This window comes from Mesorhizobium sp. M0698, assembly GCF_040320455.1.
Lineage (GTDB): Bacteria > Pseudomonadota > Alphaproteobacteria > Rhizobiales > Rhizobiaceae > Mesorhizobium.
This window is the reverse complement of record NZ_JAMYPQ010000016.1, coordinates 98289-113460: the sequence shown is the minus strand read 5'-3', so window position 1 is coordinate 113460 and position 15172 is coordinate 98289. Positions and strand designations below refer to the sequence as shown.

The 15172-nt window shown below is 62.2% G+C and carries 13 protein-coding genes; 3 read left to right on the top strand and 10 right to left on the bottom strand.

Translation table 11 applies throughout. The annotated features are described in order from the left end of the window. Positions 1 to 236: 236 nt before the first annotated feature. Genes NKI16_RS25775 through NKI16_RS25760 form a run of 4 tightly spaced genes read right to left on the bottom strand, consistent with a single transcriptional unit; the run spans position 237 to position 5345 of the window. The gene (locus NKI16_RS25775; protein WP_352756972.1) at positions 237 to 1691 is read right to left on the bottom strand and encodes an aldehyde dehydrogenase family protein; all 1455 of its coding nucleotides are present in this window, start codon (positions 1689 to 1691) and stop codon (positions 237 to 239) included. Beyond that, positions 1688 to 2962, bottom strand: coding sequence for an NAD(P)/FAD-dependent oxidoreductase (locus NKI16_RS25770; RefSeq protein WP_352756970.1), 1275 nt, complete (start codon positions 2960 to 2962; stop codon positions 1688 to 1690). The genes NKI16_RS25775 and NKI16_RS25770 overlap by 4 nt, the downstream gene beginning before the upstream one ends. 56 nt (positions 2963 to 3018) lie before the next feature. After that, positions 3019 to 4197 (bottom strand): alanine racemase, encoded by a 1179-nt coding sequence (locus NKI16_RS25765; protein ID WP_352756969.1) that lies wholly within the window; start codon positions 4195 to 4197, stop codon positions 3019 to 3021. Positions 4198 to 4208: 11 nt separating this feature from the next. Next, complete coding sequence (locus tag NKI16_RS25760; RefSeq protein ID WP_352756968.1) at positions 4209 to 5345, bottom strand: GNAT family N-acetyltransferase; 1137 nt, start codon at positions 5343 to 5345, stop codon at positions 4209 to 4211. Here NKI16_RS25760 and NKI16_RS34125 point away from each other — a divergent pair. Together NKI16_RS34125 and NKI16_RS25745 are read left to right on the top strand one after the other, a co-directional pair. Further along, positions 5301 to 6098, top strand: a complete 798-nt coding sequence (locus NKI16_RS34125; protein WP_502897623.1) for a hypothetical protein — start codon at positions 5301 to 5303, stop codon at positions 6096 to 6098. The two genes, NKI16_RS25760 and NKI16_RS34125, sit on opposite strands and share 45 nt — an antisense overlap. Further along, positions 5981 to 6241, top strand: a complete 261-nt coding sequence (locus tag NKI16_RS25745; RefSeq protein ID WP_502897622.1) for a hypothetical protein — start codon at positions 5981 to 5983, stop codon at positions 6239 to 6241. Before NKI16_RS34125 ends, NKI16_RS25745 begins: the two co-directional genes overlap by 118 nt. A gap of 146 nt (positions 6242 to 6387) precedes the next feature. On the opposite strand, the gene NKI16_RS25740 is transcribed toward NKI16_RS25745, so the two are convergent. The 6 genes from NKI16_RS25740 to NKI16_RS25715 form a co-directional block, all read right to left on the bottom strand. Continuing rightward, the gene (locus NKI16_RS25740) at positions 6388 to 7719 is read right to left on the bottom strand and encodes an NAD(P)/FAD-dependent oxidoreductase (RefSeq protein ID WP_502897621.1); all 1332 of its coding nucleotides are present in this window, start codon (positions 7717 to 7719) and stop codon (positions 6388 to 6390) included. Positions 7720 to 7747: 28 nt separating this feature from the next. Then, a complete protein-coding gene (locus tag NKI16_RS25735) occupies positions 7748 to 8626 on the bottom strand; it encodes an ABC transporter permease (RefSeq protein ID WP_023678809.1) in 879 nt (292 codons plus the stop codon). A gap of 32 nt (positions 8627 to 8658) precedes the next feature. Then, a complete protein-coding gene (locus tag NKI16_RS25730) occupies positions 8659 to 9609 on the bottom strand; it encodes an ABC transporter permease (RefSeq protein WP_023678808.1) in 951 nt (316 codons plus the stop codon). 84 nt (positions 9610 to 9693) lie between these two features. Then, complete coding sequence (locus NKI16_RS25725) at positions 9694 to 11364, bottom strand: peptide ABC transporter substrate-binding protein (protein WP_352756963.1); 1671 nt, start codon at positions 11362 to 11364, stop codon at positions 9694 to 9696. A 23-nt stretch (positions 11365 to 11387) separates the two neighbouring features. Beyond that, complete coding sequence (locus tag NKI16_RS25720; RefSeq protein WP_352923853.1) at positions 11388 to 13052, bottom strand: ABC transporter ATP-binding protein; 1665 nt, start codon at positions 13050 to 13052, stop codon at positions 11388 to 11390. A gap of 413 nt (positions 13053 to 13465) precedes the next feature. Beyond that, on the bottom strand, positions 13466 to 13669 hold the full coding sequence (locus NKI16_RS25715; protein WP_352756959.1) for a hypothetical protein: 204 nt from the start codon (positions 13667 to 13669) through the stop codon (positions 13466 to 13468). 158 nt (positions 13670 to 13827) lie between these two features. Here NKI16_RS25715 and NKI16_RS25710 point away from each other — a divergent pair, with 158 nt between their 5' ends. Beyond that, on the top strand, positions 13828 to 15153 hold the full coding sequence (locus NKI16_RS25710) for an NAD(P)/FAD-dependent oxidoreductase (protein ID WP_352756957.1): 1326 nt from the start codon (positions 13828 to 13830) through the stop codon (positions 15151 to 15153). Positions 15154 to 15172: the final 19 nt, after the last annotated feature.

The following is a 15172-nucleotide window of genomic DNA, read 5'->3' as shown; positions in this document are numbered from 1 at the left end:
GGCTATAACAGGACGCAGTCACTGCGCAGGCATCGGCGATGCTTCCGGGACGCCGAACTCTGCGCTAATGCACTTGCCCTGGCTTTCAGTGGCGACAGCCGCTTCGACGCGGCTATGGCGGACGAGCACGCACGCGTCATCGCGTGGGCTCGCAGCAAGCGCGCCAGGGTACCGAGCAAGAACTTGTGAGCCGACGGCTATTCCCGACCGTCGAAAGCCACGGACAGGCCCAGGGCCTAGAAATAGCCGAGTATGGATTTTACCTCGAGATACTCCAACATGCCCTCGATCCCATATTCGCGTCCGTTTCCGGACTGCTTGAAACCGCCAAACGGGGCGTGCGGATCCCAGGCCGGGTAGTTGAGATGCACCTGACCGGAGCGGATCCGCGAGGCCACGTCCCTGACGGCGTCCACATCCTGCCCCTGCACATAGGCCCCCAGACCGTAGACCGTGTCGTTGGCGATGGTGACGGCCTCCTCGATTGTGTCGTAGGGGATGATGCAGAGAACTGGCCCGAAGACCTCTTCCTGGGCAATGCGCATGGTCGTGCGCACGTCGGAAAAGATGGTCGGCCTCACATAGAACCCGACGTTCAGATCGTGCGCACGGCCCGGTCCGCCGGTGAGAAGCCTGGCGCCCTCAGAAATGCCGACGCCGATCATGGTTTGGATGCGGTCGAATTGGGCACGGTTTGCGATTGCACCATGAGTTGTGGCTTCGCAAAGCGGATCGCCAATGACGATCTGGGCTGCGGCCCTTTTGGCGATTGCCTCGATCTCGGAGAGCAGCGAGCGTGGCACGATCATGCGCGTCGGGGCGCTGCATGACTGGCCGAGATTGCGGAAGGCGGCGGCTACGCCCAGAGAAACGGCGCGATCGAGATCTGCGTCCGGCAGGATCACGTTCGGCGACTTGCCGCCCAGCTCCTGCGCGACACGCTTGACCGTCGTCGCTGCCGCCTGGGCCACCGCAATGCCCGCGCGGGTGGACCCGGTAATGGAGATCATGTCGACATCCGGATGGGAGGCGAGACCCATACCCACGCCTGGACCATCACCTTGCAGGAGGTTGAAAACCCCGGCAGGGAAGCCGGCTTCCTCGATTGCCTCGGCGAACAGCAGGGCGTCCAAGGGAGAAAGCTCACTCGGCTTCAGCACGACCGTGCAGCCTGCAGCGAGCGCCGGCGAAACCTTGGCGGTGATCTGGTAAAGTGGCCAGTTCCACGGAGTGATCAAGGCGCAGACACCGATCGGTTCGTGGGTGACGGCGGTTTGCCCCCGTTGTTTGACGAAGCGAAAGTCTGTCAGCACATCGCGAGCGACCTTAACATGCGTGATTGCCAGCGGCACCTGGGCGCTGCGCGCATAGCCGATCGCCGCGCCCATTTCGAGGCTCAGGCATTGAGCCAGCAGTTCGCCGCGCGCCTCGAGCAGCGCTTGCAGGCGATCGAGCAGACCCGCGCGGTCTTCTGGCGTGGTCCGACTCCAGGAGGCGAATGCCCTGCGAGCCGCTGCAACGGCCGCGTCAACGTCCTCGCCATTTCCTAGCGGAAACTGGCTCACAACCTCTTCTGTGGCGGGATTGACGACGACGCCCGTCGCGGTGCCGCTCGGCTCAACCCATTGACCGTCGAAGAAGAACTTGTCCAGGTGGCCGTTGCGGGCCAGGTGTTCGAGGGGCGTCATCACCCTACAAGGTCCTTCATGCGGTAATAGGCGCCGAGAATCGGTAGGAACCAGGGGCGCCCGAAATAACCGGGGATCGCTGGCCAGTCGAAATCCTTCCAGGGATTGAGCTCGGGGCGCCCGTCCATGACGTCGGCCATGATGGTGCCCATCAACGTCGACATATGGGTCCCGTGTCCGCTATAGCCCATCGAGTAATAGATGCCATCGCGCTCTCCGGCGCGCGGCAGGCGATCGCGGGTCATATCGACCATGCCGCCCCAGCAGTAGTCGATGCGGGTGCCGGCCAGTTCCGGAAAGACCTCGACCATCGCGGCCTTGAGTATCCGGCCGCTTTTTTCGTCGGATTGAGGGTTGGACACGGCAAAGCGCGCCCTCCCGCCGAACAGAAGGCGATTGTCCGGCGTGAGCCGCCAGTAGACAACGAGATTGCGCGTGTCGACGACCATGCGCCCAGTCGGCATGAGACGCCTAAGGTGGTCGGGCGACAGCGGTTCGGTCACGATCAGAAATGCGCCGACCGGGATCATGCGCCGGCGGATCCAGCCGAGCGGGCCAACCTGGGAAATGCCGCTTGCCAACAGGACCTGCCGCGCGACGATCTTGCCCTTTGGCGTCGTTACCTCATGCCCGCCTGAAACCTTGCGCATCGCAATGACGGGCGAGCGTTCATGGACCTCTGCGCCACGCCGGGCAGCGGCGGTCGCGAGGCCCCGGACAAACCGGCCGACATGCATGCCCGCGCTCTTGGGAAAGAGCAGCCCGCCATGGTAGCGGTTGGTGCCGACTTCGGTTCGCAGGTCCTCGCGCGCGATCATCCTGGTGTCGGGATCGACATTGGCAGCCAGTAGTTCCTGGCTGCGCGCCAGCATGTCGTAGTGCTCGGGCTTGGCGGCAAGCTTGAGCTTGCCGACGCGGGAGAAGCTGCAGTCGATCTTCTCTTCCTGCACCAGCCGCTCGACCATATCGACGCCGGCGTCAAAAGCCTTGTAGAGCGCATTTGCGGCCGGCTTGCCGTGCTTGCCAGCCATGATTGCATAGTTCTGGGCAAAGCCGTTGTTGCACATGCCGCCATTGCGGCCGGACGCGGCATTGCCGATCGTTTCGGCCTCCAAAAGGGCAACCCGGGCGCCCTTTTTGGCAAGGGCCAGCGCGGCGGAGGAGCCGGTCAAGCCGCCGCCCACAATCGCCACGTCGTAGTGGCCTTCGAGCGGTCTGGACGACCCTTCATTGAACGGCTGAGACGTATCCAGCCAGTAAGAGGTAAACTTCATTTTCTTGACCACCAGTGTTGATTTGAGTGGGGCGACATCCGAGCGTAGTCGCGCGCCTACCAGCCGCGCATCCGCTCCCAACGCGCTTCAATCTTGGGGCTGTCCCCGTTGACAACGCTGTAGAAATCATGCTGGGCGGCCATCGCACACGCATGGTTGGGCAGAATGCGGACCCGAGTCCCGAGCGGCAACTCGGGCATGGACTTTCCAGAGCCGGCACGAATGGCGACGATGCCGTGTTCCTGGCTGGCCTGGGCCACGATCACATCTTCAAGCACCCGCCCCTTTTCGTCGCAGACCACGCCGTAACCCTGGTCGATCTGCTGGTTTGCGGTTCCCCGGTCGCGCGAAAGCGCCATCCATCCAGCGTCAACCAGCACCCATCCCTTTTCCGGCTTGGACCCGATCACCGTGGCCAATACGGAAATCGCGATGTCGTCGAGTTCGCACACCCCAACGCCGTGCTGGACCAGGTCGAAGAACATGTAGACCCCGGCGCGCAGCTCCGTGACCCCCTCAAGATTGCTGGCGAAATGCGCTGTCGGCGTTGAGCCGACGCTGACGATCGGGCAGGCATGGCCATGGGCGCGCAGGATTTCAGCGGCGCGCACCGTGGCTGAACGCTCGTTCTCGCCTGCCTTGACCAGCGCATCGGGCGTGTTCAAGCCATAGGATTCGCCTGCATGGGCGAGAACGCCGACGAGTTTGGCACTGGCCGCGACGACACTGCCGGCCACGTCGAGCAACTTCGGGTCCTCTGGCCTCAAGCCACCGCGATGGTCATCGCAGTCCAGTTCGATGAAAACAGATGGGGTCATACCGGTGGCTTCGCGGACGCTGGCCAGGGCATCGGCCTGCCCGACCGAATCGAGCAACAGCTTCACATCAGCGCCGGTGCGGCGACAAAGCTCCATGGCCCGCTTGGCCGAGGCCGGCGAGATGCCGACCGCGTAGGTCATGTCTCGAAAGCCATGGCCCGCGAAATACTCTGCCTCGGCGATGGTCGAGACCGCGATCGGACCGCGTTCGCGATGGAACGCGTATCGGGCGACATCGATGCTCTTGGCCGTCTTCATATGCGGGCGCAGCACCACGCCAAGCTTCCTGGCGCGCTCAGCCAGACCCTTGATGTTGTGCTCGAGCCGGCCACGGTCGAGAAGCAGCGTCGGGGTGACCAAGGCGTCGATCGTCCTAGCCGTCTCGCTCACCGCCAGGCTTGCCGCCATCTTATTCATAGTCTCGTTTCCTAAGTGAACGACTGGTTTGCCAACGCATACATATGGGCTGGCCCCTCGGCGACGGGTCGTTGTCCTTTGACCATGGCGGTCGCACTGCCGGACCGCTGCAGGCCAAGGCTCGCAACCCAGTCGCCCAATCCATCCTCGGCATAGACGTCGATGCGAACGAATTGATTGTGAAGCTTCGAAAGCTGGGCCAGGATCAGAAGCCGCGCGTCGTGGTCGCTCTCGGCTGCACAAGGGCCGACGACATAGCCGCGGCCAAACCTCCTCGCGACAGCGTAGCCTGCAATCCGTCCCCTGCGCTCAATGACCAATGCGTTGCCCACATCGGCGAGCGCAGCCACCATCGGCAGCCGGGGCATGCCCGTGGCCCGTTCGTCGAAGGCCTGGATTGCCGCGAGGTCAGAGGCTGTCGCTTGACGGATGTCGTCGCGGGTACTCCGCGTCACGGCGACAGCCAGCGAGCCCTGGTGCTGAAGCACCGTGCCCCAGGCAGTGAAGCCGCGTCGCTTGTAGAGCGCCAGCCCCTCTTCGGTTGAGTTGAGCAGCAGGTTGCGACCGTGTGTCGCCTCAAGCAATCCATCAAAGAGCCGGGCGCCGTTGCCACCGCCTTGCGCGGAGCCAGTAACTATGATCATCCCGACCGAGGCATAGGACTGTCCGTAATTCCAGGACATGGCCGTGCCAATCACCTGTCCTGCCCGCTCAAGGACCAGGCCATTGCCGACCATCAGGGCAAATTCCCAATCCTGCTGACGGTAGGGCCAGGCCATCTCCTGCGACAGCTTCAGTGCGCCCGGCAAATGGCGGGTTTCCAATTTCGTCAGCTCGATCGGGGCGCTGACGATATCTCTGTCATGCTCAAAGGCCATAAGGTGCAACGCTGTCAGTTGATCCAGAGTCGGATTGAAGTCGGATCTTAGAGTCGCGCCCGGCGGACAGGTTTCGCTGCTGTTTTGCGCCTTCAAATCAGCGGTATTATTCGTTTTATGCAGTTTCTCGGCATGCCAAATCGTGCAAATCGGGCGAGGAATACCTGGCACCTTGAATCGCCGCTTCGTGGTTGCCCGATCGGCGATGCCCAGGAGGAATTTTGGATGATCTACATCAGCGAAGAGGAGGCAGCCGCCCTCGTCACGCATGAACTTGCTTTCGAGGCGGCGCGCGAGGCTCTCGTGGCGGCAGCATCGCGGCAGAGCTGGGTCTTTCCGGCCGTTCTCGGGCGCACACAGGAGGTGACCAATACCTTCTCAATCAAATCCGGTTCGTCGGGCGAGCTGACCGGCGTGAAAATTGGCTCCTTCTGGTCGGGCAACTCGGCACGTGGCCTTCCCCGCCACAACTCGACCATCGTGCTGCTCGATCAGCATACAGGTCGGCTCGGCGCCGTAGTCGAGGCCGGGAAGGTCAACGCCTACAGGACGGCCGCCGCCGACGCGGTTGCGGCCGATCTTCTTGCGCGCAAGCAAGCCAAGGTTCTGGCGATCTTCGGGGCCGGCAACCAGGCGAGCTTCGAAGTGATGGCGCTGGCACGCATCCGCCCAATCGAAACCGTGCTGGTCGTGGCCCGGCCTTCGCAGCGGCGCGACGCCTCTTGTCGATGGGATCGGCGAACAGGGCCTGGAAGCGCGCGCTGCCATGCCGGAAGAAGCCGTGCGCACGGCCGACATCGTGGTGACGGCGACACCCGCATGCGAACCGCTGTTCGATGCCGCTTGGGTGGGACCCGGAACCCATATCGTCAGGCATCGGGTCGGATGCTCCGGGTAAACGCGAATTGCCGAGCGAATTATTTCCCAAGGCACGTCTGTTTTGTGATCTGCTTTCCCAGTCCGTCCAGATCGGCGAGTTCCAATACGTGCGCGACGAGATCGACGTCGGCGTGCTTGTGGTAACGCCAATCGGCGACGTTATTGAAAGGCGTGCGCCCGGACGCCGCTTCGACAATGAGATCACGGTCTTCGACAGTTCCGGCATCTCCCTGCAGGACCTCTACATGGCCGACGCGCTGATCCGCGCAAAGGCGTCCCACCGCTGATCAGTTTCGCACCAGGCCCCAGTCCCGACGGATTTTTCGACACTCTCCGGCAACAGGGTGACCCCGCGCGATCCTGCAGTCATGTCAGCGGCGGGCGCGCCAAAGGGTTGCCCGCATGAACCACGGATCGCCCCGGATGTCGGCGACTAGCGTCTGGCGCGCCAGAAGGCGATACGGTCCTGTATCCGATAGCCCTGGATAATCGCCGGCATGAACCACGGATTGCCACGATAGAGCGGGACGGCCGAAGGCGGTCGAAAGTCGAACGCAGTGCGCGACTGCTCGCCATGCCCCATCAACTTGTGGGCCGCACGCATGCCAATCCATGGCGCCCAGACCACGCCCGAACCGCAGAAGCCAGTTGCATAGACCACGCCGTCCTTCTCGAAGATGCGGGGCAGCATGTCTCGGTTCATCGCCACATTGCCGAACCAGCAATGCGAAAGGCGCACGTTCTGCAACTCCGGGAAAAGGTTCACCAGGCCCTTGCGAAGGAGAAGTTTCGGCGCCGCCGGATCGCCGACGCGGGAACTGTCACGGCCCCCCAGCAGGATACGTTTTCCGTCGGGCGAGGGACGATAATAGAAACCGAGTTGCCGGTTCTCGGTGATCGTCATCAGCTTCGGCATCAGTCGCGCCATGACATCGGGCGCAAGTTCTTCGGTCACGATGATCCGGCTGCGGACCGGAACCAGGCGGCGGCGCAGGAAGGGAGCGGCGCCGTCGGTATAGCCGTTGGTACAGACCAGAACCTGCCGTGCATCCACCGTCCCTGCCGAAGTCGCGACGCGGAACCCCGAACCGTTCCTCTCGATCGACTTGACCACTGTATGCGAATGGACCGTCAACCCGGATGCGAGCGCCACGCGCAGGAGCTCAGCATGGAATTTTGCGGGGTGCAGCCCGCCAATGTCCTTCCGAACGGTTCCGCCGCGGTAGAAGTCGGTGCCGATATAATTTCGCTGCTCGGCATGCGGAACCGCGTAGGACTCGATCCCCAGTTTCTTCGCCAGCGTCTCGGCGCCGCGCGCCATCTTCTCATACTGTTCATATCCGAAAGCGCCTTTGAATTGGCCAACCAGTCGGAAGTCGCAGTCGAGCCCTTCGGTCTTGATGAAGTCGTAGAGGAATTCGCGTGCGACCTTGCCCTCGGCCTCGATCGCCATGGCCTTCTCTTCACCGAAGCGCCGGGTGATCGTGGCATGGTCCGGCCGGATGGTCCCGCTCGTAATCCCGCCGTTGCGCGTGGAAGCACCCTCGCCCGGATTCATCGCATCAAAGGCTGCGACCGAGCGTCCCTCGCGCGCCAGCGCAAGCCCGGCCGAAAGCCCGGCATAACCGGCGCCGACAATTGCCACGTCAAGGTTCTTTGCGACCGGCTGCCGCGGCAGCGGCATGACGGGCGCTGCTTCCCACCAGTAGGGTGTGTTCTTGTCGGCGATATGAGGCTCTTGCACGTGGCTGACTTCTCGCTGCATTGCAGGGTAATCTACGGTCGGTGAAACTTCAGATGTGGTCGTCTCGGACGTCGAGCGCATCACGCAGCCCGTCGCCGATGAAATTGAAACTGGTTACCGCGATGGTGATTGCAGCTCCGGGAATGATTGCCAGCCAAGGTGCGCTGCCCAGATATTGCTGAGCGCCATTGAGCATGTTGCCCCAGCTGGGCAGTGGCGGCTGGATCCCGTAGCCGAGGAAACTGATGTAGGCTTCCATGAGAATGGCGCGCGCGACCGTCAAGGTGGAAGCGACGATAATCGGCCCCATGGCGTTGGGCAGTATCTCGCGGAACATGATGTGGGTGCCGCTCAATCCCAGCATTCGCCCGGCTAGGACGAACTCGCGTTCGCGTAACGAGCGGACTTCCGCTTCGACTATGCGGGCAACCTCCATCCAACTGGTGAGGGCGATAATGACGGTGATCATCACAGGACTGGGCTTCAGTGCGGCAGCCAGCGCCAGCAGCAGAAAGATCGATGGGAATGACAGGAATCCATCGACCGTGCGCATCAGCGTGGCCCCGACCCAGCCGCCGCGATAGCCGGCAATTACGCCGACCAGGGTGCCGATGAGTGTCGACAAAACCATGGCAAAGAAACCCACCAGCAGCGAGATTCGTCCCGCCATCAAAAGCCTTGCCGCCACGTCGCGGCCAAGCGGATCGGTACCTAGAAAGTGGTAGCCCGTCAGCGGAGGGGCAAAGCGGGCCCGCAGATCGATATACAGTGAGTCATAAGGCAGGAGATGGGGGCCGAGGACGCAAGCGAGGCTCAGGAAGATGATCATCGCCAACCCGAGCAGCGCCAAGCGATGACGCATGAAACGACGTGCCGCGCGGTTGTTTCTCCATCGGCTTGGAGCTGCATTTGCGGTGAAAGCGGTCATATCGGCTGTCTCCTGTCGGGGAAGTTGCGCGCTCAAGCCAGACGAATGCGCGGATCGACAATAGCGACGACAATGTCGGCGATCAGGTTTCCAAGCAGAACGAGGATGGCGGAGAACATCAGCAGCCCCATCACAACCGGATAGTCGCTGTAACCAAGGCTATCGAGGAACAACCGTCCCATTCCTGGCCAGGTAAAGACGGTTTCGGTCACGAGCGCGCCAGTGAGGACGCTGGGAAGCTGCATCCCGGCCAAGGTAATCATCGGCAAAAGTGCGTTGCCGACGACATGCTTCATCAGAATCCGGCGTTCACTCAACCCCTTGGCCCGAGCCGTCTTGACGAAGTCCTGGCTAATGGCGTCGAGAGTGGCCGTGCGCATGTAGCGGCTCCAGATCGCGACATGGACCAGCGACAGCACGATACTTGGCAGGATCAGATGGTGGAGGTAGCCCAGGATCGAGGCGTCGCCGATCTCGGACATATTGCCCGCAGGCAGCCAACCCAACTTCAGGGAAAAGACATAGATGCCGACGAGTCCGAACCAGAAGGTGGGGACCGACAACGCAACCATGGCCCCGACAGTTGCAAGATAATCGAACAGCGAGTAGCGGCGCGTGGCGCCTCGGATTCCAATCCAGGCGCCAATGGAGATCGCAATTGCGGTTGAGGACCCCATCAGCAGCAGCGTGGCAAAGAGATGGCTGCCGATCACCTCCAATACCGGCGCTCCGTCGCGGAAGGAGTGACCCCAGTCGCCCCGCACCAGCCGCCATGCCCAGTCCAGATATTGGATCCATATGGGTCGATCGAGGCCCAGCAGCCCCTTGAGACGCTCGATATCCTGCTGGGTCATTCCGGGATCGAGCCCGAATTGCGCCAGCGGGCCGCCGGGAAGGAGGTTCAGAATGCCGAAGCCGATGATCGAAACGATCACAAGCAGCACCAGGCTCTGCGAGAGGCGATTGAGCAGGAAGCCGCGCATTCGAGTCCCTCCATTGTGGGTTGATGATTTTAGTCTGTTGCCGCCGCCGCAGCGGAATCGGCGGGGCGGCGGCAACTGCGCGGATTAGGCCTTCCACTGCCAGGCTGCGGCATCCCACGACGCGGTGCGGGTGTTGGCGTTGGGCTCGAAGCCGTCCAGCCCTTTCTTGCGCCCGAGGACGATTGTGTACGCGAACAGCGGCAGGAAGGGCAGATCATGGCGCACCACCTCCTGCACGCGATTATAGATCCCGCGTCGTTCTTCCGGATCGAAGCTGCGAGCGCCCTTTTCGAGCAGGGCATCGACCTCAGGGTTGGAATATTGCCCGGTGTTCGAACCGTGTCCGCCTTGAGCGGCGATTGCCTTCGTATGGAGCCGGTTTGTGGCGTCGGGGTCGGCGGCAATCAGATAGGTGACGCCCACCATGGCGGTGTCGAATTGCGACTTCAGCCAGAACTCGCCCCACATAACTGCAGCCGGCAAATTCGAGATCGTCATCTCGACGCCGATCTCGGCAAACGTCTGCTGCAGGAACTGCTGCGTCTGCTCGCGGAGGTTGTTGCCAGAAGTTGTCGAGTTGGAGAAGGACAGTCGCACCCCATCCTTGGCGCGGATTCCATCCGGCCCCGGCGCCCAGCCGGCCTCATCAAGGATTTGGCGCGCCCGGTCCAGATTGAACTCCTGAACCGGCAGGTTCGGGTCGTAGTAGTAGGACTCCTTCGGCATGAAGGTCTCGGTGAGAGTGCCCACGCCGTAATAGATCGTGTCGACGATCGCTTTCCTGTCCAAGGCGGCGTAGAGCGCCTGGCGCACTGCCAACTCCTTGAACTGCGGGCGGCCCAAATTGAGGTAGATCGACTCCAGGGATGACCCGGTCTCAAGTGTCACCACGCGGTCTGCTAGTTCGCGGGCTTCAGTATAATGGTCGGCGGTGATGTACGACTGATCGACCAGGTCCACGTCGCCGCTCTTGAATTGCGTGTAGAGCACCGTCATGTCGGGGATGTATTTGAAGATGAGCTGCTCGACATAGGGGCCTTCGCCCGCGTACTCAGGATTGGCGACGAGCTCGATGTGATCACCTGCGACGCGCTGGCTCCATTTGAATGCGCCGGTGCCGACCGGCGCCTGGTTGAAGGCGGCTGTATTCGGATCGGCCTCTTTCCCCAGAATGTGCTTGGGCACGATGAACGTTTCGGCCAAGAACGAAAGATAGGGCGCAAAAGCCTCCTTCATCCGCCATGTGATCTCGGTGGGCGAAACCACTGTGATGTCCTGCACGAGCGAATGGCCGCTCGTGCGCCAAGCGCGAAACTTCGGGTTCGTGATGAGTTCAAGGGTGAATTTCACGTCCTCGGCCGTGAAGGGCTCACCGTCGTGCCAGCGGGCATTGTCACGCAACCGGATGCGCCAGTTGAGACCGTCCTCCGAAATGCCGCCGTTCTTTTGGCTTGGCACCTCGGCTGCGAGGTTTGGATGTAGGCCACCTTGGGGATCCATGCGGACCAGCGCGTCGAAAACCGAGAAATGGACCGCGTCATCGACTTCGATATGCGCCATCAGCGGATTGAACACGGTCGGCTCTTGGGAGAGGCCGACGATGACGCGACCGGCCGGGCCTGCAGGAGGGGTCTTGGCAAAGGCGGGCTTGCCCAACAGATTGGGCGCGATGAGGCCTGCAGCCCCACCTATCGCCATCAGTCGCAGCGCTTCGCGCCTCGAGTAGTTGGACGTAGTCGATGAATTTTTGGTCATGGTAGTTCCTCTCTTGTTATTTCTTATGCGTTTGCTGCTACTGGACGGGCATTGCCCGGCCGCTCTCCTGGAATTGCCGCTACCAGTTGGCGCGTGTAGGTTGCTTGCGGGTTCAGGAATATTTGCGAGGGCGGTCCGCGCTCGACGATCCGGCCCTTCTGCATCACCGCGATTTCGTCGCAGATCTGGCTGGCGACGCGCAGGTCGTGCGTGATGAAGACCATCGACACGCCGGTCTCGCGCTGGATCTGGTCCAGAAGCTGCAGGATCTGCGCCTGGATCGACACGTCGAGTGCGGAGACCGCCTCGTCGGCAATCAACAGCTTCGGCTTGAACATCAGCGCACGAGCGATGCCGATGCGCTGGCGTTGCCCACCCGAGAACTCGTGCGGGTAGCGGCCAAAAGCGCCGGCATCGAGACCGACATGTGCCAGAAGCGCACGCGCTTCATCGCGCGCTTGAGCATAAGGCATCCCGTGCGCCACCGGACCTACCGTCATGATGTGGCCGACCGTCGAGCGTGGATTCAGAGAAGCGAAGGGATCCTGGAAGATCATCTGGATCCGCGGTCGAAGCGGGCGGAACTTCGCTTCGGAAAGCTTGGCTATGTCACAGCCCTCGAACAAGATCCCGCCGCCGTCACTGTCCAGCAGCTTGATCAGGAGCCGGCCCAGCGAGGATTTCCCCGAACCGCTCTCGCCTACGACCCCCAGCGTGCGGCCGGACGCCAGTTCGAACGACACCTCGTTGACCGCTGTCACAACTCGTTGCGCGCCGAACAGCGCGCTGCCGCCGCGATAGGTCTTCACCAGACCCTCAACCTTCAGGATCGGCTCCTTGCTGGCAGCCTCCGGACGAGGGCGATCTTCGCCGGTCAAATGCGGTACGGCTGCAATCAGGCGCTGGGTATAAGGGTGCTTGGGCGACTTCAGCACCCCTTCGGCGCTGCCCTGTTCGACGACATGGCCCTTTTCCATCACCACGACGCTGTCGGCGATCTCGGCCACCACGCCGAAATCGTGGGTGATGAACATCACGCTCATGCCCTTGCGCCGCTGAATGTCACGGATCAGTTGCAGGATCTGAGCCTGGGTGGTGACGTCGAGCGCGGTGGTTGGCTCATCCGCAATCAGCACCGTCGGCTCGAGCGCCAGGGCCATGGCGATCATGACGCGCTGCCGCTGCCCGCCCGAAAGCCGGAAAGGGTACTGGTGATACATGAGTTCGGGATCTGGCAGGCCTACTTCAGTGAGCAGCTCGATAGCGCGGTTTCGACAGATTTGTGGCGTGCCGAAGCCATGCGCGGCCATGACCTCGTCAATCTGCGCGCCCACCGCCATCAGGGGATTGAGCGCCGAGAGCGGGTCCTGAAAGATCATCGACACGACCCGTCCACGCAGGTTGCGCAGCTTGTCGGGCGACATGCCGATGATGTTCATCCCCTCCAGCTGGATTATTCCCGATGAGAGGCGGATCACCTTGGGCAGTAGCCCCATGATCGCGTTCGCCGTGACCGACTTACCCGATCCGGACTCGCCTATGATGCAGAGTATCTGGCCGCGTTTCAGATCGAAGGAAATGTCCTTGACAGCATGAGTCCGTTCCATGCCTTGCGGCAAATTCACCGTGAGGTCGCGCACCGAAAGCGCCACATCGTGGGGGGCTACAGCCTGGATGCTTGCGACCATCGAGATCACCTCCCCTTTCAACCGAGCGCGTCCACCCTATTGCGGACCGCTTCATCGCCCTTTGAGCAGAAGCGTCTCACCGTAGCGGCCGCAGTCTGGCCTTCGACGCTTCGCGCGCTGAGGCTGCGAGAGACGGGTTCTGCTCATCCTGGCGGTTCCCTTATGAAATCCGGTCCGTGTACCGGACTCTGTTCCCTTTTTCTTGGAGAACTCTCCGAAGGGGCAAGCCCTGCCTGTCGGATGTCCTCTGGAGCCTGCCTGCCATAAGGAAGGGTTGCTCCGTTCTTCCAGCCAGTTTGACTGTTCTGTTTCCGCAGAGTCTTCGAAACTTGGCCCTCGGGCGGCAGGAACTTCTGAAAAGAACATCCAGTTCGGCATTTCACTCTGTTCCCGTTTCGGCGCGGAAACCGGGATCAGGCAACCATATCCTTCATCCGGCAATACGCGCCCATGAGGGATAGGACCAAGGCTTTCCGGTGTACATCGGCCCATGTGCAGGCCATGCCGCCGAGCGGATTGGTGACCGTGCGGCCCATCACGATGTCGGCCAAGGCGCTGCCGATCAAGGTCGACGACTGCGCCGTGTGCCGCCCATACCGCAGATAACGCGACTGCATGAAGTTTACTCCCGCTTGCTCCGCGCAGCGAGCTTTTCGCGCAATAATTGCCTGTCCTGGGGGCTGCTAAACGCAGGAAATTTCGTCCAGGCACAAACTCCGCAGCCTGCCTCTGCGGGTGGGAGGTTAGGATGCTTCAAATTACCGGAGTCCCATCCATGTCCGCGCCGCTCATGCACATCGACTGCAGCCCTTCCCTCCCTCGCGAGGCGGACGTCGTCGTCATCGGCGGCGGCGTGGTGGGCGTGTTCAGCGCATACTATCTGGCGCGCCGCGGCCTCAAGGTCGCCCTGGTCGAGAAGGGGCGCATCGCGGCCGAGCAGTCCAGCCGCAACTGGGGCTGGTGCCGCCAGCAGAACCGCGATGCGCGTGAGCTGCCGATGGCGACCAAGAGCCTCGACCTCTGGGAGAAGGTGGCACAGGAGACTGGCGAGGATACTGGATTTCGCCGTTGCGGTCTCCTCTATCTCTCACAGGACGAAAATGAGCTGGCAGGCTGGGCAAAGTGGCGCGATTTTGCGAGAACGGTCGGGGTCACCACGCACATGCTGAGCGCGGAAGAAGCCACCGAACGGGGCAAAGCGACGGGCCGCAAATGGAAAGGTGGCGTGTTCTCGCCAACTGACGGAACGGCGGACCCTTCCAAGGCAGTGCCGGTTGCCGCGCGCGGCATTATGGCGACGGGCGGCACCGTACATCAGCATTGCGCGGCGCGCGGGCTGGAGCTGAGCGCCGGCCGGGTGAGCGCTGTGGTGACCGAAGCCGGCACCATCCAGACAAAGACCGTTGTCATGGCCGGAGGCGCCTGGGCCTCATCCTTCTGCAATCAGCTCGGTGTTCGTTTTCCGCAAGCTGCCGTGCGTTCGTCCATTCTGGCCGTGGCACCCGGTGCAAACAGCCTGCCGGATGCCCTGCATACCACGCGCGTCTCTCTGACGCGGCGCAGCAACGGTGGATACGCGCTGGCGATCAGCGGGCGGGCGCGTGTCGATCCAACGCCGCAGCAGTTCAGGTTCGGCCGCGAGTTTGTACCTATGTTCGCCCGCCGCTGGCGCAATCTCGCCCCGGGCGCCTTAGAGGGCTGGCGTCAAGGCCATGAAAGCCTGCGCAAATGGGCCCTCGACGACATCACGCCAATGGAACGGAACCGCATTCTCGACCCGAAGCCTGACATGGGACAGATTCGGCTGACATATCGAAGAGCCTGCGAATTGATGCCCGAACTCCAACGCGTCGCGATCTCCGATGTATGGGCGGGTTATATCGACAGTACACCCGATGGCATTCCCGCAGTCGGCGAAGTGGAGGGGATTCCGGGCTTCATCCTGGCGGCGGGATTCAGCGGTCACGGCTTCGGGATCGGCCCCGGCGCGGGGCATATGATCGCCGACATCATTACAGGCAGCGAGCCTATCGTCGATCCGCGTCCTTATAGGCCCGAGCGCCTGAAGACTGCTGCGTGGGGCAAGGTCGCTGAATTCTGAGAAGACCGTCTTGCCAACA